The 26,298-nt window shown below is 59.5% G+C and carries 20 protein-coding genes; 11 read left to right on the plus strand and 9 right to left on the minus strand.

The window, feature by feature from the left end; all coding sequences use genetic code 11:
• Window positions 1-10: 10 nt before the first annotated feature.
• The 5 genes from K7A42_RS08360 (at window position 11) to K7A42_RS08380 (ending at window position 6,161) form a co-directional block, all read left to right on the plus strand.
• Window positions 11-985: a sugar-binding transcriptional regulator gene (locus K7A42_RS08360; protein ID WP_004437314.1), complete on the plus strand. Its 975-nt coding sequence runs from the start codon at window positions 11-13 to the stop codon at window positions 983-985.
• Window positions 982-1,980, plus strand: coding sequence for an aldo/keto reductase (locus tag K7A42_RS08365; RefSeq protein ID WP_112555204.1), 999 nt, complete (start codon window positions 982-984; stop codon window positions 1,978-1,980). The genes K7A42_RS08360 and K7A42_RS08365 overlap by 4 nt, the downstream gene beginning before the upstream one ends.
• Window positions 1,981-2,096: 116 nt before the next feature.
• Window positions 2,097-3,821 carry a glycerol-3-phosphate dehydrogenase/oxidase gene (locus K7A42_RS08370; RefSeq protein ID WP_112555206.1) on the plus strand — a complete coding sequence of 575 codons (1,725 nt, stop codon included), beginning with the start codon at window positions 2,097-2,099 and terminating at the stop codon, window positions 3,819-3,821.
• A 2-nt stretch (window positions 3,822-3,823) separates the two neighbouring features.
• The gene (locus K7A42_RS08375) at window positions 3,824-4,666 is read left to right on the plus strand and encodes a class I fructose-bisphosphate aldolase (protein ID WP_174150542.1); all 843 of its coding nucleotides are present in this window, start codon (window positions 3,824-3,826) and stop codon (window positions 4,664-4,666) included.
• The gene (locus K7A42_RS08380; protein WP_162719217.1) at window positions 4,659-6,161 is read left to right on the plus strand and encodes an FGGY-family carbohydrate kinase; all 1,503 of its coding nucleotides are present in this window, start codon (window positions 4,659-4,661) and stop codon (window positions 6,159-6,161) included. Before K7A42_RS08375 ends, K7A42_RS08380 begins: the two co-directional genes overlap by 8 nt.
• Window positions 6,162-6,182: 21 nt before the next feature.
• Here the strand turns inward: K7A42_RS08380 and K7A42_RS08385 are convergent, their stop codons facing one another.
• Window positions 6,183-7,124, minus strand: a complete 942-nt coding sequence (locus K7A42_RS08385) for a bifunctional helix-turn-helix transcriptional regulator/GNAT family N-acetyltransferase (protein WP_162719218.1) — start codon at window positions 7,122-7,124, stop codon at window positions 6,183-6,185.
• 176 nt (window positions 7,125-7,300) lie between these two features.
• Here K7A42_RS08385 and K7A42_RS08390 point away from each other — a divergent pair, with 176 nt between their 5' ends.
• Window positions 7,301-7,645, plus strand: a complete 345-nt coding sequence (locus tag K7A42_RS08390) for a hypothetical protein (RefSeq protein WP_006699943.1) — start codon at window positions 7,301-7,303, stop codon at window positions 7,643-7,645.
• A 27-nt stretch (window positions 7,646-7,672) separates the two neighbouring features.
• Here the strand turns inward: K7A42_RS08390 and K7A42_RS08395 are convergent, their stop codons facing one another.
• The 7 genes from K7A42_RS08395 to K7A42_RS08425 all read right to left on the minus strand — a co-directional run bounded on the left by K7A42_RS08395 (window position 7,673) and on the right by K7A42_RS08425 (window position 19,772).
• Complete coding sequence (locus K7A42_RS08395) at window positions 7,673-8,821, minus strand: alpha-hydroxy acid oxidase (protein WP_022563314.1); 1,149 nt, start codon at window positions 8,819-8,821, stop codon at window positions 7,673-7,675.
• Between the two features lie 127 nt (window positions 8,822-8,948).
• A complete protein-coding gene (locus tag K7A42_RS08400; RefSeq protein WP_022563315.1) occupies window positions 8,949-9,941 on the minus strand; it encodes a 2-hydroxyacid dehydrogenase in 993 nt (330 codons plus the stop codon).
• Window positions 9,942-10,001: 60 nt separating this feature from the next.
• Entirely contained in the window at window positions 10,002-11,624 is a 1,623-nt protein-coding gene (locus K7A42_RS08405; protein ID WP_112555208.1) for an ABC-F family ATP-binding cassette domain-containing protein, read from the minus strand.
• Between the two features lie 124 nt (window positions 11,625-11,748).
• A complete protein-coding gene (locus K7A42_RS08410; protein ID WP_037090436.1) occupies window positions 11,749-12,987 on the minus strand; it encodes a vWA domain-containing protein in 1,239 nt (412 codons plus the stop codon).
• Between the two features lie 165 nt (window positions 12,988-13,152).
• Window positions 13,153-14,034 carry a transglutaminase family protein gene (locus K7A42_RS08415; RefSeq protein WP_045534650.1) on the minus strand — a complete coding sequence of 294 codons (882 nt, stop codon included), beginning with the start codon at window positions 14,032-14,034 and terminating at the stop codon, window positions 13,153-13,155.
• A gap of 4 nt (window positions 14,035-14,038) precedes the next feature.
• Window positions 14,039-16,444 carry a circularly permuted type 2 ATP-grasp protein gene (locus tag K7A42_RS08420; protein WP_282455070.1) on the minus strand — a complete coding sequence of 802 codons (2,406 nt, stop codon included), beginning with the start codon at window positions 16,442-16,444 and terminating at the stop codon, window positions 14,039-14,041.
• 1 nt (window position 16,445) lies between these two features.
• Window positions 16,446-19,772 (minus strand): DUF2126 domain-containing protein, encoded by a 3,327-nt coding sequence (locus K7A42_RS08425; protein ID WP_112555210.1) that lies wholly within the window; start codon window positions 19,770-19,772, stop codon window positions 16,446-16,448.
• 71 nt (window positions 19,773-19,843) lie between these two features.
• Here K7A42_RS08425 and K7A42_RS08430 point away from each other — a divergent pair, with 71 nt between their 5' ends.
• Entirely contained in the window at window positions 19,844-20,107 is a 264-nt protein-coding gene (locus tag K7A42_RS08430; protein WP_112555212.1) for a hypothetical protein, read from the plus strand.
• Window positions 20,064-21,875, plus strand: a complete 1,812-nt coding sequence (locus K7A42_RS08435; RefSeq protein ID WP_112555213.1) for an ABC transporter ATP-binding protein/permease — start codon at window positions 20,064-20,066, stop codon at window positions 21,873-21,875. Before K7A42_RS08430 ends, K7A42_RS08435 begins: the two co-directional genes overlap by 44 nt.
• A gap of 39 nt (window positions 21,876-21,914) precedes the next feature.
• On the opposite strand, the gene K7A42_RS08440 is transcribed toward K7A42_RS08435, so the two are convergent.
• A complete protein-coding gene (locus K7A42_RS08440) occupies window positions 21,915-22,109 on the minus strand; it encodes a hypothetical protein (protein ID WP_004437341.1) in 195 nt (64 codons plus the stop codon).
• A gap of 173 nt (window positions 22,110-22,282) precedes the next feature.
• Here K7A42_RS08440 and K7A42_RS08445 point away from each other — a divergent pair, with 173 nt between their 5' ends.
• The 3 genes from K7A42_RS08445 (at window position 22,283) to K7A42_RS08455 (ending at window position 26,296) form a co-directional block, all read left to right on the plus strand.
• Window positions 22,283-22,672 (plus strand): acyl-CoA thioesterase, encoded by a 390-nt coding sequence (locus K7A42_RS08445; protein WP_004437343.1) that lies wholly within the window; start codon window positions 22,283-22,285, stop codon window positions 22,670-22,672.
• A gap of 156 nt (window positions 22,673-22,828) precedes the next feature.
• Window positions 22,829-25,072, plus strand: a complete 2,244-nt coding sequence (locus K7A42_RS08450; RefSeq protein WP_112555215.1) for a polysaccharide deacetylase family protein — start codon at window positions 22,829-22,831, stop codon at window positions 25,070-25,072.
• A gap of 183 nt (window positions 25,073-25,255) precedes the next feature.
• Window positions 25,256-26,296 carry a four-carbon acid sugar kinase family protein gene (locus K7A42_RS08455; protein ID WP_100911292.1) on the plus strand — a complete coding sequence of 347 codons (1,041 nt, stop codon included), beginning with the start codon at window positions 25,256-25,258 and terminating at the stop codon, window positions 26,294-26,296.
• Window positions 26,297-26,298: the final 2 nt, after the last annotated feature.

The following is a 26,298-nucleotide window of genomic DNA, read 5'->3' on the forward strand; positions in this document are numbered from 1 at the left end:
AAAGACGATCATGCTGGATATCAAGGACGATTTCGATCAACAGAGGCAGATGTATTCCGTCCTGGTGCTGCATTTCATCGAAGGGGTGAAACAGTCCGAAATCGCCGAGCGGCTCAACCTTTCCCACACCAAGGTGAACCGCATGATTGCGGCCGGCCGCAAGGCGGGCATGGTGAAGATCAGCATCTCCAGTCCTTATCAGCGGCTTGTGGACCTTGAAAACGAGATCACCCGCCGGTTTGGCCTTAGACAATCCGTCGTTACGCCAACGGTATCGGACAATCCGGAAACAGCCTTGCAAATGGTCGGGCGGGTGGCCGCAAACCATTTGCTGGAAACGATCCGCGACGGCGATGTGATCGCGATTACGGGCGGCAAGGCGGTGAGTGCGGTTGTCGACAATCTGCAGGCGGAGCGCCGTTTCGATGTGCGGGTAGTGCCGCTCACCGGCGGGGTGCAGGGCAAGCATTACACCGATGTCAATCATCTCGCCACGCAACTGGCGGAAAAACTTGGCGGCAGCGCCTCGCTGCTGCACGCACCGTTATTCGCCGAAGACGAGGAACAGCGCGATCTCCTCATGAATGTTGCGTCGATCCGTGAGGTTTTCGATCTTGCGCGTCAGGCGCAGGTGGCGCTGGTCGGCATTGGTTCGGTGGAGGCGCCAGGCTCTGGCTATTACGATCTTCTGCCGGATGCCGCCCGTGGCGGACAGGCGCTGGTGGATGCCGGCATTGCCGGCGAGTTTCTCGCCCACCTCACCATGGCGGACGGGCAGCTTGCCCGGATCGATCTCAACTCGCGCGTCGTGGCGCTGGACCCCGGGCAGCTTGCCCGGTGCCCAAACATCATCGGTGTCGCAGCAGGCGCCATCAAGGCCGGCCCGGTGGCGGCCACGCTTGCCGGCCACTATCTGACCTCGCTGGTCGTGGATGAAGCGATAGCCGGCTACTTATTGGATCATGAAGGAGGGGAGACCTCGTGACGGACAACGCAATATTGACCCGGACGATAGGCAAAAGCGGTATCAACGCATCTGCCGTGGGGCTTGGAACCTGGGCCATCGGTGGCTGGATGTGGGGCGGCACCGAGGAGCGGCAGTCCATAGCAGCCATCCAGGCCTCCATCGATGCGGGGATTTCCCTCATCGATACTGCGCCAGCCTATGGCATGGGGCTTGCCGAAACCATCGTTGGCAAGGCAATTGCCGGCAGACGCGACAAGGTGGTGCTGGTCAGCAAATGCGGGCTTGTGTGGCATGTGAATGAGGGCGCTTATTTCTTCCATCAGGATGGCAAGCCGGTTCACCGTTATCTCGGCGCCGTATCCATCCGGTACGAGATCGAAGAGAGCCTGAAACGGCTTGGGACAGATTATATCGACCACTACGTCACCCATTGGCAGGATGCGACGACGCCGATTGCCGAGACAGTCGGGGCTTTGGTGCGGCTGAAGGAAGAGGGGAAGATCCGTTCCATCGGGGCAAGCAACGTCTCGCAGGCCGATCTGGAAGCCTATATCGCCACCGGGGCACTGGATGCCATTCAGGAAGAATATTCCATGGTAAAGCGCGATATCGAGACGACGCTCCTGCCCGTTTGCCGGGAGAATGCCGTCTCGGTTCTCAGCTATTCGTCCCTGGCGCTCGGTCTCCTCTCGGGCAAGGTCGGGCCGGAGCGGGTTTTTGCGGAAGATGACCAGCGCCATGGCAATCCGCGCTTCAGCCAGGCCAACCGTGAAAAGATCGCGCGTTTGATCGGCGTGCTGAAACCGGTGGCGGCCGCCCATTGCGCCTCAGTGGCACAGGTGGTGATTGCCTGGACGATTGCCCAGCCGGGTATAACATTCTCGCTGTGTGGCGCACGCGATCCGGCTCAGGCGGTTGAAAACGCCGCCGCGGCGCGTCTTCGCCTCACAGAGAGTGAGTTGGCGCTCATCAGCACTGGTATCGCGGAGCATCTCGTGGGTCTCGATACCTGATTATGTAGCTGGAACGGGGTTTCAGGCGCACATCGCATAATTTCGTTCCCTTTCTCATGTCGCTTAACGGTCAACAACATTGGGACGCTGGTCATCAGCCAGCGAACGGTATTCCTATGCCCAGTTTTCGCGAGGACGCTCTCCATCGCATCCGGCAAGACGGTGATTTCGACGCTGTGGTCATCGGCGGCGGTATCAATGGCATCGCCGCCTATCGTGATCTTGCCCTGCAGGGGCTGAGAGTTCTTCTGGTCGAGCGCAGCGATTTCTCCTCGGGCTGCAGCGCTGCTCCCTCGCGGATGATCCATGGCGGCCTGCGTTATCTGGAAAACGGCGAATTCGGCCTGGTGGCGGAATCCCTGCGGGAGCGCGATGCACTTCTGAGGCTCGCACCGCATATGGTTCGGCCGCTGCCGACCACGATCCCGATTTTTTCGACTTTCAGCGGCCTGTTCAATGCGGCAGCAACCTTTGCCGGCTCCGGTGGGAAACCCGCAAGCCGGGGCGCGCTCGCCATCAAGGCGGGTCTGATGCTCTATGATTTCGTCACCCGCAAAAACCGCATGCTGCCCCGTCACGTCTTTCGCGGCGCGGCCGATACTTTGCAGCATTGGCCGGATCTGACACTGGAGATCAGATATTCCGCCACCTATTACGATGCTTGGATAAGCCAGCCCGAACGGCTTGCTCTGGAGCTTCTGATCGACAGCCAGTCGGATGCGCCGCAAAGCGTTGCACTGAACTATGCCGAACTCGTCCGTGCGGGTGATGAATATGGTCTGCGGACGGAGGAAGCGGACGAAATCCTGCCGATACGGCCCCGGATCATCATCAATGCAACTGGAGCCTGGATCGACGAGACGATCGGTGTATTGGCCGATGGCCCGGCGTCGGACAGGGCAAAACCCACCGTTTCAGGCACCAAGGGATCGCATCTGATCCTTGCCAATGAGGAACTTCTCAAGGCGCTGAACGGCCACATGATTTTCTTTGAAAACACGGACAACCGGGTCTGCATCCTCTTCCCTTATCTCGACCGGGTTCTTGCGGGATCGACCGATATCAAGGTGGATCGGCCCGAGCGGGTGCGCTGCGAGCCCGAGGAACGGGACTACATTCTGGACGCGATCCGGCAGGTCTTTCCGCAGATTGCCGTCGATCGCTCCGACATCGTCTTCAGTTTCAGCGGTATACGCCCGCTGCCGCGAAGCGATGCCGCCTTCACCGGGAAAATATCCCGCAGCCATTTCATCCACCGCGTTGCGAGTGATCCGCCGCAGCTCTGCATGATCGGCGGCAAGTGGACCACTTTCAGAGCTTTTGGCGAACAGGTGACCGACGAGGTTCTGGCCTTTCTTGGACGAAAGCGACTGACCGGCACCATGGACCGCGCAATCGGCGGCGGCAGGAATTTTCCGGCCGGTGCAGGCGGCCTGCCTGCCTTGTTGTCGGAGGAGTTTTCGATTGCCGAAGACCGGGCGGAGCATCTGGCCCTGGCTTACGGCTCCCGCGCGTTTGAGCTGATGGGTTTTTGCCGGGATCGTTCGGATGACGTGTGGCTTTCAGAAAAATCGCCGATCACGGCAGCGGAAGTGGTCTGGCTCATCCGTTGCGAACAGGTGCGGCACCTGACCGATCTCGTCCTGCGTCGCACGACGCTCGCCATCACCGGCGTCATCGATGCCGATCTGATCGACGCGATGCTCGCCGTCGCAGCGCGCGAGTTGGGTTGGCTGCCAAATCAGGCGTCAGCGGAACGTCAGCGGCTCATTCACGAGTTGGAGACCTTTTACGGGGTCACGCCGGCAATGCTTCAACACAGATGCAAGGAGAATGCATGATGATGCGGATTTCGAAGAAGGCGCGCATGAACAGGCTGTTCCGCAATGGCGGCTGTCTGGATGTGGCCATCGATCACGGGGTTTGTAACGAGCCGAGCTTCCTCGTCGGGCTGGAGGATATGTCGCAGACCGTGGAAAGGCTGGTAGAGGCTCGCCCCGACGCCATCCAGATGGCCTACGGCCAGGCAGACCTGCTGCAGCAGCGGCGGGAGCGCGACAAGCCGGCGCTTGTCATGCGCATCGACATGGGCAACCCCTATAACTCAACACGCCACAGGACCATGTGGTCGCAGCTTCAGAATTATCATGACCCGATCATCGGCGCGCTGGAAATGGATGCCGCCTGCGTCGTCGTGAACCTGTTCATGCTGCCGGACGAACCTGAGCTCTTTCGTCAATGTGTTGAAAACATCAGCCGCGTGCGTGCCGATTGCCATCGTTTCGGCATGCCGCTGATGATCGAACCTTTGGTCATGCTGCCGAATGATGTGCGCGGCGGTTATCAGGTGGATGGCGATGCCGAAAAGATCGTTACGCTGGTTCGTCTTGCCTCGGAAATGGGAGCCGATATCATCAAGGCCGATCCGACCAGTAACCCGCAGGACTTTCACAGGGTGATCGAGGCGGCGCGGTGCCCCGTGCTGGTGCGGGGCGGGGGGCGTGAGGACTTGCGCAATGTATTGGCGAAATCGGCGGCTCTGGTGGCCGAAGGTGCAAACGGCATGGTTTACGGGCGCAATATTTACCAGCACGACAATCCCAAGGCCGTTGTTGCGGCGTTGATGGCCATCATCCATCAGGGTGCGGGTGGTGAGGAAGCATGGGATATCTATAATCGTGGCTGACAAAAATCACATATTGGGTCTGGATGTCGGCAACACGGTCATCAAGGCCGTGCTGTTCGACACGGCGGGCCGACAGGTTGCGCAACACGCGATCGACGGACAGTCGACATTCCCGCAGCCCGGCTATGTCGAGCGCGATCTCGAGGAATTGTGGCGCAACGGTTGCGAGGCGATCCGGCAGCTTCTGGTAAAAGCGGCTGTCGATCCTCGCAGCATCCTCGCGGTAGGCTGCGCCGGCCATGGCAATGGTCTTTATCTTCTAGACAAGAAACAACAGCCCCTGATCGGCATCCAGTCGCTCGACAGCCGCGCCGCCGATGTGGCGGCCGAGCTTGACGGGAAAAGCGGAGCGCAATTGCAGGCCCGCTGCCTGCAGCGGCCATGGCCTGCGCAAACCCCGAGCCTTTTGGCTTGGGTGAAGCGACATGCACCCGATCTTTACGCCCGGACCGGCACGGTGTTGTTTTGCAAGGATTTCGTCAATTTTCGGCTGACGGGATGCCTTGCCAATGATATTTCCGATCTCAGCGGCGCGGGACTTTTGGCTTTGCCGGAAGCGCGGCTCGACCGCGAGCTTCTGTCTCTTTACGATATCGAGGACGCGTTCGCGTTTTTCCCCCATCGCGTGGAATCGGCCGACATCGTAGGCCGGGTGACGGGCGAGGCTGCGGCCATCGCGGGGCTGTCCGAAGGCACACCCGTGATCGGCGGTTTCTTCGATGTGGTCTCCAGCGCCATGGGGTCGGGCGTCATCAATGCCGGGGAAGCTTCGATCATCGCCGGCACCTGGAGCATCAACCAGGTTTTCGCAGACAGGCCGGTCATCAGTCCCGATGTCTTCATGGTTACGACCTTTGGCCGCAACCGCTATGTCAATATCGAATCCAGCGCCACCTCCGCCGCCAATCTCGAATGGTACGTGCATCGTGTTCGCGGTGACCACGGCGACCACGCCTTCGAGCGCTGCAACGAATTGGTCGGCTCCGTTACCCCGCGCGCCGACGATCCGTTCTTCCATCCGTTCATTTTCGGCTCGCGGCTGGGTGCGGAATTTCGCGGCGGCTTTTACGGCCTCGCGGGATGGCATGGTGAAGGCCACATGTTGCGCGCCCTGTTCGAGGGTGTGTGTTTTGAGCATCGCCGCCACATCGGCGTCTTGCGCGAAGCGGGCTTGCCGGTGGAAAGCGCCGTGATGTCCGGCGGCGGTTCCCGCAGCCAGCATTGGCCACAGATCATGGCTGATGTCCTGGAAATTCCGCTGCGTGTCGCGGAGGCCCGCGAGACAGGTGCGCTCGGTGCTGCCATTGGTGCGGCCGTGGCGATTGGACTTTATCCCGATTATGAGGAGGCGGTTTCGGCGATGACACGGGTTGCGAATGCCTACCAGCCGGACGCTGCGCAAGTCTCGCATTATGCGCGGCGTTATGGTCTTTATGCGGAGTTGACCGCGCAGTTGCGTGGCTTCTGGAGCGCCTTGCGGCTGGCGCGAACCTGAAAGTGCACCACGTGCAGACGATCAACCGGGCCGCCGCCGGACAAAGCGTTGCTCCAAGACCTCGCTTCCCCATTGGCTGCCCGGATATTCCTCGACGCATGTAAAACCATGGGTTTCGTAAAGGTGGCGTGCGGTCGAGAGACCGTTGAATGTCCAGAGATGGGTTGCGGCGAAGCCATTTTTGTCGACAAAGGCCAGTGCTGTTTCGAGCAGTCTCCGTCCGACACCGCTGCCGCGCACACCGTCGTCGACAATAAACCAGCGCAGATGCGCAATATTCGCTCCGAGATCTTCACCGTCGATCGCGACGGAGCCGATGATTTGCTGGCTGCGCATTGCAACCCAGATCGCGTTCTTCGGGCTGTCCAGCCGGTTGCAAAAAGCCGCGAGGCCCTCTGCTACAACGGATTCGAAACGCTGGCCGAAGCCGGATGTCTGGGCGTAATAAAGCGCATGCATCTGCGTGATGCGAGCGATGAGCCCTGGCCTGTAGCCTTCGATGACCTCGACGGCGGGAGCCGTGACATCGCCCCTGTCTCCCAGCGCATCGGCATAAAGGCGTAGCCCTTCCAGAACCGTGAGAGCTTGCGCCGGGCCGATCCGTGTTAAGGCGCTCGATACCTGCCGATTTGCGAAGGCGTGAATGGTTCCCACCCTCTTCTGGCCGGGTTTAGTCAGGCGGAGCCGTTTGATTCGGCTATCGTCGATATCCGTCTCCTCCAGGAGGTCTCCTGAAAGGACGAGTTTGCGAAGCATTCGGCTGACGCTCGATTTCTCCAGCCTGAGCAACTTCGCCAGATCCCGAGCTGTGATGCCGGGGCACGCCTCGATCTCGATCAGCGCGTGCACGGCGGAGGGCGGCAGATCAGTGCCGGCAAAATCTCCTCCCATAAAGCCGAGTTCGCGAACAAGCCGCCGCGAGATGGAGCGGATATCGTGTATGGGAAGGGGCTGTTCAGGCATGGTTAATCCAATATGGTTGCATAATGCAACCATATACACATGCGGAACGGTCTGCCAAGGCCATCTCGGCATAAGGACTGGCTTTCTTGGCAAATATTGGCGATCCTCCTTCCATGCACCGATAAAGCGCCTCTCTGCCGCACCAGGGAGGTCAATAATCCGGTCAGGGAGCAGATATGCCCGATACGCCCCGCTTTTTCCGTTATGCCGTTTTGGTTGCGATGTTCCCCGTCGCCGCCCTCGGGCTTGTGGGAACGCCAAATGAATATCGCGCCGTCGGTATCGAGGCTATCGATTGCGACGGCCCCCTATCGGTTCTTGTCGCTGCCGTGCCGGCGTTTTTGGCCTATGCCGTCATCGGCTGGTTGTTTTTGTCTGGCGCCAGGCGCCATCGTTCGCTGATTTCCGGTGGCATTTGCGTGCTGGTATCCCTGGCGCTCACTTGGAACATCGGTCTGGCGCTTCAGGAACATCAACGAAACGCGGCTGAAATGGTCTGCGGTGGCAGTGGCAGGCTTTGACCTGCCCTGAGATCGTGGAACGCTTCCCTAGTCCCGGAACCGGAGGTTGCGGCGGGTCAACTGCTCGACAGTTGTGCAGCCCATCAGCTTCATGCCGCGCTCGATTTCGATACGCATTGTTTCCAAGGCCCTCTCGACCCCCGCCTGGCCTGCAGCGGCAAGCGGGAAAAGATAATAGCGGCCAAGCCCCACGGCTTTTGCCCCCAGAGACAGGGCTTTTAGTACATGGGTGCCACGCTGAATGCCGCCATCCATCATCACGTCAATCCGGTCACCGACCGCATCGACGATCTCGGCCAGCTGGTCGAAAGCGCTGCGGGAACCATCAAGCTGGCGGCCACCATGATTGGAGAGCACGATGCCGCTGCAGCCGATCTCGACGGCGCGCCGGGCGTCGTCCACCGACATGATGCCTTTCAGACAAAAAGGTCCGCCCCATTCGCGCACCATCTGCTCCACGTCCTCCCAATTCATTGAAGGATCGAGCATTTCGGTGAAATAGCGGCTGATGGATAGCGCTCCACCGTCCATCTTGATGTGATCGTCGAGTTGCGGCAGGCTGAAGCGCTCATGGGTCAGATAATTGATGCCCCATGCCGGCTTCATGGCAAATTGCGCAATGCCGGAAAGATTGAGCTTGAAGGGAATGGCAAAGCCGGTGCGCTTGTCGCGCTCGCGGTTTCCGCCGGTGATGCTGTCCACCGTCAGCATCATGGTTTCCACACCGGCGCTTTTTGCGCGCGCCATCATATCGCGGTTGAGGCCACGGTCCTTGTGGAAATAAAACTGATAGACCTGCGGCCCGCCGCTGATGCGGCGCGCTTCCTCCAGACTTGTGGTGCCGAGAGAGGACACGCCGAACATCGTGCCGAATTTGCCGGCCGCCGCAGCAACCGCCCGTTCTCCCTGATGGTGAAAGAGGCGCTGAAGTGCCGTCGGGGAACAATAGACCGGCATTGACAGCTTCTGCCCCATGACGGTGACCGACATATCCACATCGGCAACGCCGCGCAGCACGTCCGGAACCAGATCGCATTTTTCGAAGGCGGCCGTGTTTCGTCGATACGTCACCTCGTCATCGGCTGCGCCGTCGATGTAGTTGAAGATCGGTCCGGGAAGACGCTGTTTGGCCATGCGGCGAAAATCGTGGAAATTATAGCAGTCTTTGAGTTGCATCTGTTGCCCGACCGGTCAGCTTTGAAAGCTCGAAAAAGATCGAGTGAACCTATACCGGGTCTCAGGGGCGGGCAATTGCGTCCGGGGCGAATTTTGCAGTTCTCAGGCGGTTAGCGATCCCGGCGACCTAGGTCCTCGAGACGGCATGCAGCGCCTTGCCGGTATCAAGAAAGCTCGCAATGTTGGCGATTGTCGTGACCGCAATGTTTGTGAGTGCTTCCTGTGTGAAGAAACCCTGATGACCGGTTACCAGAACATTGGGAAAGGTCAACAACCGCGCGAAAACGTCATCGCGCAACACGTCATTGGACAGATCCTCGAAAAAGAGATCGGCTTCCTCCTCGTAGACGTCAATGCCGAGGGAACCGATTGTGCCGTCTTTCAATCCGGCAATCGCGGCCTGCGTGTCGATGATGGCGCCGCGGCTGGTATTGATGAGCATTACGCCCTTTTTCAGCAGCGGCAGCGTTTCGCTACGAATGAGATGGCGGGTCTCCGGTGTCAGCGGGCACATCAGTGTGAGTACGTCCGACGCGCGGAACAGCTCCTCTCGCGTGACATAGGTCATGCCCAGCGCCACGCAATCCGGATTCTGGCGGATATCGTGGCCGAGCAGACGGCAGCCGAAGCCGGCCGCGATACGCGTGAAGATCGCTCCGATCTTTCCCGTCCCCACAACACCAACCGTCTTCCCGTGAAGATCGAAGCCAAGCAGCCCGTCAAGTGCGAAATTTCCCTCGCGAACGCGATTATAGGCGCGGTGAATCTTGCGGTTGAGCGACAGGATGAGCGCCATGGTGTGTTCCGCCACCGCATAAGGCGAATAGGCCGGCACCCGCGCAATGGTGAGGCCGAGCTTTTCGGCGGCCTGAAGGTCCACCTGATTGAACCCGGCGCATCGCAGGGCGACAAGTCGCACACCCATTGCCGCAAGTTTCTCGAGCACCGGTCCGGACAGGTCGTCATTGACGAAGGCACAGATCGCCATCGCTCCCTCCGCCAACGCCACCGTTTCGGCAGACAGGCGCGCTTCGCAATATTGCATCTTCATGCCAGGGTGGGCGGCAGCGTCAAGGAACTGCCGGTCGTAGGGCTTGGCGCTGTAAACCACGATCCGCATCTGCTTCTCCAGTCTCCAAAAGAAAGCTGCCGTCACGGGGCGGTGCGTTCGGCAGATGGCTCAGCTGTGAAGGCCCGGGGCTTCCTGTCCGGTGCTTTCGACATATTCGGTGTACCCGCCACCATATTGATGGATACCATCGGGCGTCAGTTCCAGAACCCGGTTCGAAAGGGCGGCCAGGAAATGACGGTCATGCGAGACGAACAGCATCGTGCCTTCATAGTCCGAGAGCGCCTTGATCAGCATTTCCTTGGTGTCGAGATCGAGATGGTTGGTCGGCTCGTCCAGCACGAGGAAATTCGGCGGATCGAACAGCATGGCAGCCATGACGAGACGGGCCTTTTCCCCGCCGGAAAGAACGCGGCAACGTTTTTCCACGTCGTCGCCGGAAAAACCGAAACAGCCTGCAAGGGCGCGCAACGGCGCCTGCCCCGCCTTTGGAAAGCGCTCTTCCAGCCATTCCAGGATGGTGCTGTCACCGTCAAGAACATCCATGGCGTGCTGGGCGAAGTAACCGAGCTTGACGCTGGCGCCGAGGGTAACCTTGCCCGAATCCGGTTCCGCCGTGCCGGTCACGAGCTTCAACAGCGTTGATTTTCCTGCACCATTGACGCCCATGATGCACCAGCGTTCCTTGCGCCGCACCATGAAGTCGAGATCGCCATAAATGGTGCGGCTGCCATAGGCCTTGTTCACCTTCTTCAGCGCCACGACATCCTCACCCGAGCGGGGCGCCGGCGCGAATTCGAAAGCAACAGTCTGGCGCCGGCGTGGCGGCTCGACGCGATCAATCTTGTCGAGTTTTTTCACGCGGCTCTGCACCTGCGCGGCATGCGAGGCGCGCGCCTTGAAACGCTCGATGAACTTGATTTCCTTGGCGAGCATGGCCTGCTGGCGTTCAAACTGTGCCTGCTGCTGCTTTTCATTCTGCGCGCGCTGCTGTTCGTAAAAGCCGTAGTCGCCGGAATAGGTGGTGAGACTGCCGCCGTCGATTTCGATGATCTTGTTGACGATGCGGTTCATGAATTCCCGGTCGTGCGAGGTCATCAGCAGCGCGCCGTCATAATTCTTCAGGAAATCCTCAAGCCAGATTAGGCTTTCAAGATCGAGATGGTTGGAGGGTTCGTCGAGCAGCATCACGTCCGGCCGCATCAAAAGGATGCGGGCAAGCGCGACGCGCATCTTCCAGCCGCCGGAAAGCTTGGAAACATCGCCGTCCATCATCTCCTGGCTGAAGCTCAACCCGTCCAGCACCTCACGCGCACGGCCTTCCAGCGCGTAACCATCAAGCTCTTCGTACCGCGCCTGCACTTCGCCGTAACGTTCGATTATGGCGTCCATCTCGTCCATCCGGTCGGGATCGGACATGGCGGCTTCCAGTTCCCGAAGCTCCGCCGCGACCTCGCTGACCGGGCCTGCACCCTCCATAACCTCGGCCACGGCAGAGCGGCCGGACATTTCACCGACATCCTGATCAAAATAGCCGACCGTCATGCCCTTCTCGACGACGACCTGACCCTCGTCCGGCTGCTCCTCGCCGGTGATCATCCGGAAAAGCGTGGTCTTGCCGGCACCGTTCGGACCGACAAGGCCGATCTTCTCACCGCGATTGAGCGCGGCGGAGGCCTCGATATAGAGAATGCGGTGACTGTTCGACTTGCTGATGTTTTCGATGCGGATCATGACAGGGCCTGTGAATGGGAGCGGCCCTCCTATGCCACGGGCCGCCGCCGCTGTCACCTGCCGCACATGTTCTGTCAGCCATGCAGCGGACAAGGCGCTCCGGCACGGCGGCGCCGGAAGCCGATCAGTTGGTGAGCGTGGCTATGCTGCCTGCAGCCTTGCGGGCGATTTCGCCAAAGGCTGTTACGATCTGCTCCATGTTTTCAGGGGCGTAATAATTGTCAGCGCTCGATGCGCAATATTGCAGCAGCGCCTTGCCCTTGTCCGGCGCCATGAAGGCGACGCTGAAAATCTTGATTCCATCTTTCTTGGCAGTCTCGCAGGTGGTGCGCACCGACTGGTCGATGCTGGAATTCCACGAGGCGCTGTTTCCCGTCATTTCGCCATCGGTCATCAGAACAATATAGCGCTCGAAGGATTCGTTCCCCTGCGTTTTATGTGCCTTCGCCTCGTCGGGATTGGCTTTCTTGAGTGCGTTATAGGCGGCGTTCAGGCTGCTGCGGGCATCCGTGCCGCCGGTGGGAAATTCCGGAATCTGTTTGTCCACATAGCTGACAACACTGCTCGTGCCCCAGCTAAGGGGCTGGACGGCATAGGTCTCGTGCGTATAGACCGAGGCACCTGTCCGCACCAGTTGCGAACTGCCGTTCGCAGTGTAAGTCGGGTCGGCCTTGTTCAATGTGGCGACGAGAAATCCGACCGCGGTTTTGAGCGACGTGGCCTTGTTGACATAGCAGGGGGATGTCTTGCCCAGATTGGGATATTTACCCCAATTATCAGCCGTGTAGTTCTGGCATGACGTTTTTTTGGTATCGATTGTATCCGTCTTGAACGACATCGAGCCGGAACGATCAAGCGCCAGATACATGGAGATCGGAGCACCCTTGTTGACGGTGCTCTTTGCGGTGCCGGTTACCGAAAGATCGAGTGTTTTTGCGCCAATGAACCCGAGCAGCGGATTGAGCTGAACCTTGTGGTTGATCGTGGTTTCGATCGTGTAGGTCTTGCCGCGGGCATTTTCCGTCGTCGTGATGCTGGTTGGAGAATTCTCCTCCAGTTTCTTCTTTTCTTCTTCGGTCAGGCTTTTTTCCATCTGCGCCGCAATGAAGCCTTTGGCGATTTCCTTGATCTGCTCATCCGTCAGATCGCCCTTTTTCAGCCGCGCCTCGGTTGCCGCCGCAAGGGCGGCTGAATCCGCAGTGTTCTGCATGTCCGCTTTCACCTGCATCACATTCGCCAACTCCATGCCGGCACCGGCAAAACCGAGCAAGACAGGCAGCAGGATTGCCGTCATGATGCCGAAATTGCCGCTCTTATCGGTCAGGAAACGGCGCTTCAATTTGTCAGGTGCGGAGGCGGTCATAGGGGGCTCACCGATTAGAATATTCGACTGAGCGCAGGAAACCCGCAAACGATGTAAAATCCGCTAAGGTGATCGGTTCAATTTTACGCAGTGGTCAAATTGACGCAGCTTTCAAAGTATTTTCAAGAATTGTCGTCGCGAAGGTCTGGAATAATACACGTTGTGTCATTGCTGGACGGGGATCACGTCGACCGCCTGTTTTATCTGCTGATTGCCGTAGCTCTTCAATACCCCGATAACGGGGGCGACATCGGAATAATCCCTGCCATAACCGACGACGATATGGTCGCTCCCCGCCACGATGTCGTTGGTGGGATCGAGCTCCAGATAACCGGCAGCCTCGCCGCACCAGATGCGCACCCAGGCGTGCATTGCGTCGGCGCCTTCAAGCCGTTCCTTGCCGGGCGGAGGAATGGTACGCAGGAAACCGCTGACATAACCGGCGGGAATGCCGAGGCTGCGCAAGGCCATGATCATGATATGCGAAAAATCCTGGCACACGCCGCGCTTTAGTTTGAAGGCTTCCGCAGGTGTCGTATCAACGGTCGTCGCCTCGCCGTCATAGGTGAAGTCCTTATGGATCCGTTTGCACAGAGAGAGCGCAATTTCGCGAATGGTCATTCCGGGCTTCAGCACTTCCCGGGCATAGGCGGATATCGCCGTGTCCATTCCGATCCTTGGACTAGCGCCGATAAAGTGGTGCGGCGACTGGAAATCGAGCGACCACACACCGGCGAGGTCCTGCGGCAGGCGGGAAAGCTCGGGCGAAAAATCCGCCGTCAATGCCGGGGCTTCCACCATCACCCGCGCCTGCATGCGAATATCGAGCTTTTCATGCGGTGCGCGCAGATGCACCGATGTTGCCGAGAGATGAAAGAAATCCTCGAAGACGGCCCGTTCTTCCGGCGTCGGCGAAACGTCGATGGAGCCGGCGACGAGCCGCTGTCGACCCGGGATGGAGAGCGGCAGGACGCGGATGATGTGGCGTGCGCCATGTGCCGGCGTGTCGTAGGTGTAACCCATATGCAGGGAAAGATCATAGAGCATAGGATTATCCGAGATAGGTCCGGGCCAGAACATCGGAAAGATGCTCCATGTCGGTTTCGAGCTGGCGGTAGATCGCGCCATTCATGTTTTCCGGCGTCATGACCGCCAACCCGGAATGCAGACGCATCGTCTCGCGGTAGAAGGGCGACATCTGGCCGTTGACGAAGGCGTTTGGAAGCTGCTCCACCTCGGTGCGGATCTCGTTCAGCTGAAACAGGATCGAGCGGGGATTGAGCGGGTCGAGTGCCAGAAGATCGGTCACGGTCAGACCTGCCGTATTGACGTTATACCGCCGGCGATGGGTCATGACGCTGTCGCCGATTTCAAGCAGCATGTCATAGGATCCATCTGGCGCGTCCGGGCCGGTCATATGGCCGAGAAGACGCGTCATATGCAGTCCACGTTCGAGATAACGGCCGATCGACAGGAAACGCCAGCCGGTAAAGCGATACATGTTTTCGTGCACCAGGCCGGCAAAGCCCGCAAGCTTGCGCAAGAGGACCGTCATGGCATGGGTCGCGTCGTCGCCGGGAGCCACTTTCGCGTGGAAACGGCGGGCTGTCTTGGCAAGATCGTTCAGCGCCAGCCATCCGTCCGGTGAAAAGCGGTCACGAATGTTGCTGGCGGAATAAAGCGCGCTGTTGATGTTGGTAAGCAGGCTTTCCGGCACGGCATCGTTCATCTCCACATCAAGCGCTTCGAGATACCGCGTGACATGCGCGAGCAGCGGCTGGCGCGGATCAGCGGATTCGGCATAACGCCCATGCCAGGCGCGAAGGATGCGCAAGGCGCCTTCAGAGCGCTCAATGTAACGACCCAGCCAGAAGAGATTGTCGGCCGCGCGGCTTGGCAGGCTGCCCGGCATGTTGCGGGTGAAGCTCTCTTCCGCCGGCAGAAGCGTGGTGCGCTCCACCGGTCTGTCGCTGACGATCCAGACATCAGCCGCGCTTCCGCCCGATTGCATGGCGATGGCGGACACGTCGTCACCGCTGCCGATCCGGGCAAAGCCACCCGGCATGATCTGCCAGCCATCCTGGGTACGGGCGGCAAATACACGAAGGCTCATCGGGCGCGGCACGAGCTTGTTGTCGATATAGGCCGGGGTGGTTGAAAGCTTCACCACTTCCTGGCCCACCAGCCTGTGGCCATCGGAGGCAAGCCAGTCGCTGATCGATTCCTTTGCAGTTTCTCTCAGGGAAGAGCCGAGCACGGACTGGCCGTTATCGTCGAAGAATGGAAGCCGGGAATAGGCCGGGCCAATGACCATGCCTTCGATATTGCCGGCGACGTGACGGCGTTCAGCCTCCTGTCCGCACCACCAGGTGGCGATGGACGGCAATTTCAGTTCTTCGCCGAGAATGTGGCGGCAGATGCGCGGCATGAAGGCAAGCAGCGCCCGCGTTTCCAGAATTCCGCTGCCGAGCGCGTTGACGATGGTGAGCGCTTCATTGCGCAATGCCTGTACCATGCCCGGCGTGCCGATATGGGATTGCTGGTTGAGCTCCAGCGGATCGGAATAGGATGCGTCGAGACGCCGCCAGAGGACGCCGATCGGCTTCAACCCGGCAACCGTTCTGACCATGACGCGGCCATTGACAACGGTCAGGTCTTCGCCCTCCAGCAGCATGAAGCCAAGATAACGGGCGATATAGGAGTGTTCGAAATAGGTCTCGTTGGCCGGGCCGGGCGTTAACACGGCGATCCGGTCGTCGGGGTGTTTTCTTTGCGCCTGCAGCGTGTCGCGGAAAGCACCAAAAAACGAGGCCAGACGGTGAACATGGGTTTCGGCATAGATGTCGGAGAGCGCACGCGTGGTCGCTACCCGGTTTTCGAGCGCGAAACCCGCACCGGAGGGCGCCTGTGTCCTGTCGGCCAGCACCCACCAGTTGCCATCTGGCCCACGCCCGATCTCGAAGGAACAGAAATGCAGGTAATGACCGCTTGCCGGCTTTACGCCGACCATGGGGCGCAGATATTCGGGATTGGAGGCAATCAGCGCTGGCGGCACATAACCTTCCTTCACCAGTCGGTTTTCGCCGTAAAAATCGGCGACCATGGCTTCCAGAAGATTGGCGCGCTGCTTCAACCCCTCGGCAAGAACCGTCCATTCCCGGTCGTCGATCAGCACCGGAATATGGGAGATCGGCCAGTTTCTTTCGCTGCTGCCCTTGCCGTAATCGCGGTAGAACACGCCGGCATCGCGCAGATAGCGGTCAGTGCGGGCAAAACGCTCATGCAGCTCCCGCTCAGACATGCGCGAGAGGGCCTCGAGCAGGGTCTTCCAGACCGGTCTCACCGTGCCGTTGTTATCGAGCATTTCGTCGGCAACGCCAGGCAAAGGGGAATATTCAAGCCCGCTTGGTCGCGCGCTCGTTTCCGTCTTGCGTTCCGTTGCCGGGGCTTTGGACAATTTATACTCCGTAAGGCCGGCGCAGATCGAGCGTCAGCGGAAATTCTGGCGACACGGTTTCCGCCCGAAGCGGATATTGCCCTGCCGTATGCCCCCATGGTTCGAAACGGGCGAGGCGGCGTGCCTCCGCCTCATTGCCGTTGACGGGAAATGTCTCGTAATTGCGCCCGCCCGGATGAGCAACATGATAGATGCATCCGCCGATCGATCGCCTCGACCATGTATCATAAATGTCAAAGGTCAAGGGTGAATTGACGGGCAGCACGGGATGCAGGCCGGAAGCGGGCTGCCATGCCTTGAAGCGGACGCCGGCAACCGCGACGCTGCGGTTTTCCGTCGGAGTCAGCGGAACGGCGCGGCCGTTGCAGGCCACCGCGTAGCGGGCGGGATTGGACGTTTCGAGCCGCACCTGCAGGCGCTCGACGGAGCTGTCGACATAACGCACGGTGCCGCCGATGGCGCCCTGTTCGCCCATCACATGCCAGGGTTCCAGCGCCTGGCGCAATTCCAGCTTTGATCCTTCATATTCCACCTCCCCGAAGAAGGGGAAACGGAATTCCTGCTGGGCGGTGAACCATTCGGGCTTCAGGTCGAAACCGTTTTCCCTGAGGTCTGCAAGCACATCCAGGAAATCCGCCCAGATATAATGTGGTAGCATGAAACGATCGGCGAGTGCCGTGCCCCAGCGCACGAATTTGCCGACGGCCGGGTTTTTCCAGAAACGCGCGATGAGAGCACGCACCAGCAACTGCTGGGCAAGCGACATGCGCGCATTTGGCGGCATTTCGAAACCGCGAAATTCCACCAGCCCGAGGCGGCCGGTCGGTCCATCAGGCGAAAACAGCTTGTCGATGCAGATTTCGGCGCGGTGGGTATTGCCCGTTACATCCGTCAGAAGATTGCGGAACAGGCGGTCAACCAGCCATGGCAAGGGCGGAACGCCTTCACCGGGCAGCGGCACCTGCGCAAGCGCGATCTCCAGTTCGTAGAGACTGTCGTGGCGGGCTTCGTCGATACGTGGCGCCTGGCTCGTCGGGCCGATGAAGAGCCCTGAGAAGAGATAGGAAAGCGAGGGGTGCCGCTGCCAGTGCAGCACAAGACTTTTCAGAAGATCGGGTCGGCGCAGGAATGGGCTGTCATTGGGATTGGCGCCGCCCACCACCACATGGTTGCCGCCGCCGGTGCCGGTATGACGGCCATCGATCATGAATTTGTCGGCACCGAGACGTGACTGGCGCGCCTCTTCGTAGACTGCGGTGGTAATGTCGACACAGTCCTTCCAGCTTGAAGCGGGGTGGATGTTGACCTCTATTACACCTGGATCGGGCGCGACGCGGATTACATTGATACGCTCATCATGCGGCGGCGCATAACCCTCTATGTGGACTGGCAATCCAAGCTCGGCGGCAGCCGCCTCCGCTGCTGCAATCAGCTCGAGATAGTCCTCGATGCGTTCCACTGGCGGCATGAAGACGCAGAGCCTGCCATCACGCGGTTCCACCGACATGGCGGTGCGCACCGCGCCGCCGATTTCGCCGATCGTCTGCTCTACGCGTTCCTGCCCCGCGGCTTCGCTGGCATGGAAAGAAGCTTCGGGCATGGCGCGGCCCGATGGCGTGAAGACGTCGGGAAGCGGACCGCGAGGGATCGAGGGGTCTGCCTCGTGAATATAGGGATAGGCGGATGGCGGCACATAGGGCAGGGTGCCCAGTGGCAGGCGGTAACCCACCGGGCTGTCGCCCGGAACGAGGAATATTTTACCGCGCCGCGTCTTCCATTTTTCGCTGATCCAGCGCTTGCCGGCGGCGCGCGCATTCCACGCCTGAACGGGAAGAATATAGCCGGTCGGTGTCGTCAGTCCCCGCTCGAAGACGCGGGCTATGCGGTTTCGCTCCTCCGGGTCCTTCAGCTTGGAATTTGACGGGTCAACATTGTCGGGAAGGCTTCCTTCCTTGATGATCCATTCCGCCGGATCCTCATAGGCCGGCAGCACCAGCTCCCGTTCGATGCCGAGATGGGAGGCGATGCCGCCCAGCAGTTTCTGCGCGTCTTCCGCCTTTGCGCCGGTATTCGCGCCCTCCTCGGCGATAAGCGCCGGGTTCTGCCAGATCGGCAGGCCATCCTTGCGCCAATAGAGCGAGAACGTCCAGCGCGGCAGGCTTTCGCCCGGATACCATTTTCCCTGGCCGTAATGCAAAAACCCACCCGGTGCGAAACGCTCGCGCAGGCGGCGGATCAGAAGGTCGGCCTTTTCGCGCTTTGTTGGCCCCACCGCACCGGTGTTCCACTCATCGGATTCGAAATCGTCGATGGAAACGAAGGTCGGTTCGCCGCCCATGGTCAACCGGACATCATGGGTATTCAGAACCTCATCGACCTCCTGGCCGAGCGCATTGAGTTCGTCCCAGCTTTCGTCCGAAAAAGGCTTGGTGATGCGCGGCGTCTCGGCAACCCGCCGGACCTGCATGTCGAAGGCGAATTCCGTGTTGGCATGGCCGTAATAGCCGCCAGAAATAGGCGCGGCGTTGCGGTAATGCGGTGTTGCCGCCAAAGGAATATGGCTCTCGCCGGTCAATAGACCGGACGTGGGGTCGAGGCCGATCCAGCCCGCACCCGGCATATAAACCTCGGCCCATGCGTGCAGATCGGTGAAGTCCACCTCGGTGCCGGATGGGCCGTCCAGCGCCTTGAGGTCCGGTGTCAACTGGATGAGATATCCCGACACGAAACGGGCAGCGAGGCCAAGATGCCTCAGGACCTGCACGAGCAGCCAGCTGGTATCGCGGCAGGACCCCTTGCCGGAAGCAAGCGTCTCCTCAGGTGTCTGGACGCCGGGTTCCATGCGGATGACGTAACCGATCTCCTGCTGCAGGCGGGCGTTGAGGCCGACGACCATGTCCACCGTCTGTTGACCTGGAGTGCGGTCGACAGTGGCCATGAAGGCGGCGAGCAGAGGACCGGTCGGTTCCGGCTTCATGTAGATGGAGAGATCGTCGCGCAGTTCCTGTGGATAGTCGAAGGGCCACTTTGTCGCCTCTTCCTCCACAAAGAAATCGAACGGATTATAAACCGTCATATCGGCGACAAGATCGACCTCGATCTTGAATTCGCTCACCGGTTCCGGAAAAACGAAGCGGGCAAGGTAATTACCGTAGGGATCCTGCTGAAGGTTCACGAAGTGATTGGAGGGTGAAACCTTGAGAGAATGGCTGATGACGCTGGTTCTGGAATGTGAGGCGGGCTTCAGTCTGATGATCTGTGGTCCAAGGCGAACCGGATTGTCGTATTTATAATGCGTCAGATGATAGATGCTCGCTTTGATCGCCATTAATCTGCCTTGCCCGGTTTTCCGGCTTATGCGGTTTGTCCGCCCCTCTGAAATTACTCGGATTTTGTGCAATGCAGGAAAAGAAAGCAAGGATCATTTCCTGGGGCAATCGCATTGTTGGTCGAAGCCGCTTCATTCGCCTGCACGAAGAATTGCGCGGGCCTTCAGGTTGTCGCCGCGGAGATTTCGCCGGCATTGTGGACATGGTCGAACGGCGTGTTATTGCTTGGCATCGAAAGGCGCAGAATCGCGACCGGCTTTCTTTGCCCACTGACGTTTCGGAATGGATGAATGGCAACATCGGTAAGCGACGATCAGCGCAAGGGCGCGGCTAACCTTTCGGGCTTCGATCTCGATTTTCCGGCTCAGCTGCGCGTGATGGGGCGCGCCTTCTGGACATCGCCGGTGCGCAACCGTCTGATCTTGCTGTCGATGGCCCTTCTCACGGTGATATTGCTGACGGCCTACGGGCAGATCAGGCTCAATGAATGGAATGCGCCGTTTTATAACGCGCTGGAACGGCGCGATCTCGACGCCTTCCTTCATCAGCTCGAGGTTTTCGCGGTCATCGCCGGGCTGTTGCTGCTCCTCAACGTCATTCAGACCTGGCTCAACCAGATGACGGCGCTTAACATGCGCGAGGGTCTTGCCAAGGATATGGTGGACCAGTGGCTGAAGCCGGGTCGAGCCGCCCGCCTCGCCAGTTTCGGTACGATAGCCATCAATCCGGACCAGCGGCTCCATGACGATGTCCGCAACCTCGCCGAAAGCAGTACGGCGCTTTCGATCGGTCTTGTGAACGCGACGATCCTGCTTGTCAGCTTCATCGGCGTCCTCTGGTCGCTCTCGGCGGGCTTTGCCATTACCATCAGCGGCGATACCTATGCTATCCCCGGCTATATGGTCTGGGCGGCAATCCTTTATGCCGGTTCCGCTTCCCTGCTCAGCAACCTCGTCGGTTATCGGCTGGTGGGGCTGAACGCGGAGCGTTATTCCAAAGAGGCTGAGCTTCGCTTTTCGTTAATGCGGGCCAGCGAAAATCTTGCCGCCATTGCCCTTGCGCGTGGCGAAAAAAATGAGAGGCGGCGGATTGGCGTCGATATCGATGCCGTCCTCGGTGTCATCCGGGGACTCGCCATGGCGCTGACACATCTGACCTGGGTCTCGGCGGGGTATGGCTGGCTGGCGGTGGTGGCCCCGATCCTGATCGCGGCTCCGGTCTATTTTTCCGGCAATCTCACTTTCGGCGGGCTGATGATGGCGGTCGGCGCCTTCAATCAGGTGAATACGGCGCTACGCTGGTATATCGACAATTTCGGGCCGATCGCAAGCTGGAAGGCGACGTTGCAGCGTGTCTCCGTGTTCCGGAACGCTTTGATCCAGATGGACAGCGTGGAACAGCACGGCCTGACGATCGATCTGCAACGCAGTGCGGAAAATGACAGAATCCGTCTTCAGTCGGTTACGATCTGCCGCGATGCGGGTGGGCAGGACATTGAACGCGGGTTCATGCTGCATGAGGCGGATGTCAAGGTCGGGCCGGGCGAACGGCTGATGATCAATGGCGAGCAGGGTGTGAACCGGCGGCTTTTGTTCGCAGCTATGGCGGGGCTGTGGCCCTGGGGCCAGGGCAGGATAGAGATGCCGGATCAAACCGACACGCTTTTCATTGCTCAGCACGGTTATCTGCCGGCAGGAACGCTGCGCGAAATCATGGCTTATCCGCGTGCACCCCAGCGCTTTGCGGATGAGGATTATGTTTCGGCGCTCGCCGCATCGGGTCTCGGCGAGATGGCCTCTCGTCTTGATGAAAACATCCGTTGGGACAAAAAACTGGATTCGGACGAACAGGCCAGCATCCGGGTTGCCAATGCGCTGTTGCTGAAACCGAAATTCATCGTCATTGACGATCTGCTGGAAGGCTTGGAAAAACAGACGCAGGACACGCTGGCCGGGGTTTTGAACGGGATCGAGGGCGCGGCGATTGTTTATATCGGCCGGTCCGAGACTTTTCTGTCGATTCTTTCTCCGGCGGTCGCCCATCTAGACCACGTCTCCCAGAAGGACGGGACGGACAGGCGCGATGGGGGCGCCGTGCAATAGCTCAATGGTCGTGCTGCCGGGTGTGCCGATCGAGGCGTATCAGAGCCGCAAATGCCATTTTTCAGAGTTGAGCCGCTGTTGTTTGGCGATACTTATGGTGTTGTTCGGCTCCACCTGTGAGCGGAAAGCCAGTGTACCTGTTGCCAGGCTGATGGCGACAACGCTAGCGACCGCCAGAACTATACGATCGTAACGCTGCTGTATCGTGTTGTTTCCACTCCAGTCATAGGCCATTTGTACGCCCCCGCGCTTTTTTGGAATCGTGCCCCATCATGGTTAACCGAAGCTTACGATGCCCCTGTGATTCCTTGCGGTTTTGGAAGGGCTGCCGCGACAAATCGGCTATTGGCGGAAGGGGTGCGGTTGTTTAAGTCCGGCAGCGGGAGGTTTGTGAAAGGAATTTGACGATGGATCAGCAGCCGCCCGCCGATATGGAACTGACGCTCAGAACGCTTGCCATGCCTGCCGATGCCAATCCGGCCGGCGATATTTTCGGCGGCTGGGTCATGTCGCAGATGGACCTTGCCGCTTTCGTCCGCGCCAATGATGTGGCCGGGGGCCGAACCGTCACCGTCGCAGTCAACGAGATCGTCTTCAAGAAGCCGGTCAAGATCGGTGATACACTGTGCGTCTATACTCGCATCGAAAAGATTGGCCGCACCTCCGTCACGCTGAAGATCGAAGCCTGGACGCGCCGGCACTATCGGGATTCGCGTGAAAAGGTGACGGAGGCCGTCTTCATCATGGTCGCCGTCGATGAGAACGGTGAGCCGCGCCCGGTTCGGAAAGACGTATGAGGCGTTGATTTTCCCTCCGGATGCTGTCTGGAACGCATCGTGGAGAGACCGGCAGCGCAAGCGCCTTGGCCTTTCCGCGACCCCCATATTTCGGAAATATCGAATTTATTTATCAATTTTTGCGATCAAGATATGGAGTAGGACGGGGATCAGGCTTTGACCATTCCAGGTGTTGTTATTGTCGGCGGCGCTCATGGCACGCTCGCCCTCGCGCGCAGCCTCGGGGCCCTGAATGTGCCTGTTTATTACCTCACCCATGACTCACCCCTGCCTAGCTGGTCGCGTTTCGTGCGGGAGACAATACGCTGGGCCGGTCCGCACGACGCAGGGGCAATGTCTTTCCTGCGGCAGATGGCCGACAGGCATCATCTCAAGGGTTGGCTGCTGGTCCCATCCGGCGATGGTGAGGTTCAGCTCGTTTCGCAGCATCACGATGAACTTTCGGCTCTCTACAAGATCGTTCTGCCGGACTGGGCGGCGCTGCAATGGCTGTGCGAAAAACCGCTGCTATACAGGCGTGCGGCGGAACTCGGCGTCAGAATTCCCAGGACCTATGCGCTCGCATCAGCCGCTGATATCGATGCGCTTGACGTGCTGTTTCCCGTCATTCTCAAGCCAAATATGGGCGGCGGCGATACTGCGATCGCCCGCGCCAAGGTCGTCCGCGCCGAAGATCGGCAGGCCCTGAAAGCCGCCTTTGCCGAGGCCAGCGAAGAGATCGGCGCCGGCAATGTGGTGGTGCAGGAACTCATTCCAGGTGGCGGACGAAACCAGTTCTCCTATGCTGCCCTGTGGCTGAACGGAGAACCAGTGGCGGAATTCACCGCCCGTCGCATCCGTCAGTATCCCGTCGATTTCGGTTACACCAGCACTCGCGTCGAGATTGTCGACAACCCGTCGGCGATCGATGCCGCCCGGACAATATTGAGGTCCGCCGGTCATAGCGGACTGGTCGAGGTGGAATTCAAGTTCGATGACCGGGACGGGACGCTGAAACTTCTCGATGTGAATCCGCGTCCTTGGTCGTGGTTCGGCCTCTGTTCTGCTGCCGGCATTGATCTTGGCGCATTGTTATGGCGTGCCGCCAACGAAGAGCCGACCGGCGAGCCGGTCAAGGCCCGCAACGGCACGTCGTGGTCCTATCTTGTCCGTGATCTTGTTGCCGCATTTACCCTGGGACGGAGAGGGGAGGTGCGGGCTGCCGACTATCTTGCGGCCCTCGCCAAGGTCCGCAGTTGGGCTGCATTTGCGCTGAATGACCCGCTGCCGGGCCTGATCGACCTGCCGCTCACAGCCTTCAGGGTGTTGAAAAAGCGGATATTACCCGGCCTGTCGTCGCGACAACCGGCGGGACTTTTTCTGCAGCCGGTAAAACGCCTTGTGAAATACACCGTCATAAGGGCCGGGCTGGAGGTGAGTTCCCTTCCGGCTGTCCGCTCGGCATTCCCTTCGCTTGCCGGGCGAGGTGTCATCTTCACGCTTCACCACGTGCGTCCGGGCGGCGCTGTTTCGGCTTTCGCGCCCAATGTACAATTGTCCGTCACGCCGGAGTTCCTCGAAGAGGCCATACAGGCGGCGCTCGAATCGGGTCTCGTTCCCGTGCACCTGCATGATCTTCCGGCACTGCTTGCCGGCAGCGGAGAAGACCGCTCGTTTTGTGCCTTCACGCTTGATGATGGCTATCGCAACAACGCAGACTACGCCGCGCCGATCTTTCGCAAATATAACGTTCCCTACACGATCTTCATCACGCCCGGTTTTGTCGAGCGTAAACGCGGCTTGTGGTGGGAGACCGCCGCCGCCTTGACGCAGAAGGCGGCGTCGTTCGATTTCGATTTCGGGGCAGGGCCGGAGCACGTGACATGCGGAACGCCCCTGCAAAAAGCGGATGCATTCGCGCGGCTGGAAAATTTTGTCCAAAGTGCCGCCGAAGATGAAGCGGTGGAGAGGATCGATCGCGCCGCTCGACAGTGTGGAATCGATCCGGTTGCCATCGTGGACGAACTCATCATGGATGCGGCAGAACTCAGGGCGCTGTCGGAGGATCCTCTGGTGCATCTCGGCGCCCATACCATGACCCATGTGAATATGCGCAAGATCGACGCTGAACGCCTGGCTTACGAGATTGCGGAATCGAAGCGCCGCGTAGAGGAATATGCGGGCCATCCACCGCGCTCCTTTTCTTATCCCTATGGTTGGACGAAGGCGGTGGGCGAGCGCGAGGCGAAGGCGGTATCGGACGCAGGGTTTTCCGCGGCAGTCACCACACAGGCGGGGGTTCTCGGCCTCGGCAGTCTCGAAAAGCCCACACTCTTGCCGCGTGTTTCACTGAACGGCCGCTTTCAGAAAAAGCGCTTCGTCAAAGCCCTTATCTCCGGTCTGCCTTTCCGTTTCGTTTAGCGACGCGGGTTTGTCATCCTTGCTGGCACCCCGCTACCGGTGGGCATGGCTGATCTTGCTTTCCATTTCTCTCCGGCGACTTGAAAGGTCCGTGCGATCAATTTTGTTATTCACATCTCTTTATCTATTGAATATAAATAAATTTATCGACGTAAAACCTTACAACTTTTTGAAGGCGATGCCGTGCTGTTGATTTTTGCCGATGATCTGACCGGCGCGCTCGACGCGGCCGCCCCCTTTGCCGGGCGCGGAATGGTGACAGAGGTGGCAACGGGGCTGGAAGGCGTGCATGCGGCGCTGGCCGCTGCCCCTGCCGTTCTCAGCGTCAATCTTGGATGCCGCGATGGGAAGGCGGACGAGGCCCGACGTCGCACACAGGAACTACTGGCACTGGTTCCAGCCGACACGATCCTGTTCAAAAAGATCGATTCCCGCCTGAAGGGACATATTGCGGCTGAAATGGATGCAATTTCTTTCCGGCGCGCTCTTGTCGTGCCGGCAATTCCGGATTTCGGACGTATCGTCAGCGGCGGCGCCGTCTCGGGCTTTGGGGTTGAAACCGCCATCGCGATTGATGAAAAACTGGGAAGACATGCCCTGCGTTGTTCAATACCCGATACGCGAACGACTGAGGATATCAGGCAGGCCCTTTCTGCCGCGCAGGCTGAAGGGGTTGATCTTTTCATTGGCGCGCGTGGTCTTGCAGAGACGCTGGCTTCGGTGATGGCGGCGCGCGTCCTGCCCGATGTTGCAACCGTTCCACCTGGCAAGGGGATCTTTGTCATCGGTTCCCGCGATCCGATTACATTGGAGCAGATTGACGTCCTCAAGAGCGCGGATCTGGTGTCGATCATTGAAGCGCCCAACGGTGCCGTTCCTCGGGACGCGGATGAAGACGTCGACCTTTCCCTCATTCAGGCAACCCAGGGGGATCAGTATCTTTCTTCGCTTGAAGTTTCAGACCGGCTGGCGGAAGGGGTCGTTCCGCACTTCACGGCCGGCGCGGGCAGGCTGCTTCTGTCGGGCGGGGCAACGGCCGAGGCGGTGCTGCGCGCGATGGGCATTTTGCGGCTGCGTCTTGCCGGCGAGTGCCTGCCGGGCCTCGGTGTCGGCTGGGCGGGAAACCAATGCATCATTGCGAAATCGGGCGGTTTTGGGCAAGCTGACACACTGAAACGTATCGCGAAAATGATGCTTGGCGCGACAGATGCTGGAGAGAGCTGACC

This window comes from Agrobacterium sp. InxBP2, from assembly GCF_026191755.1.
GTDB classification, from domain to species: domain Bacteria; phylum Pseudomonadota; class Alphaproteobacteria; order Rhizobiales; family Rhizobiaceae; genus Agrobacterium; species Agrobacterium pusense.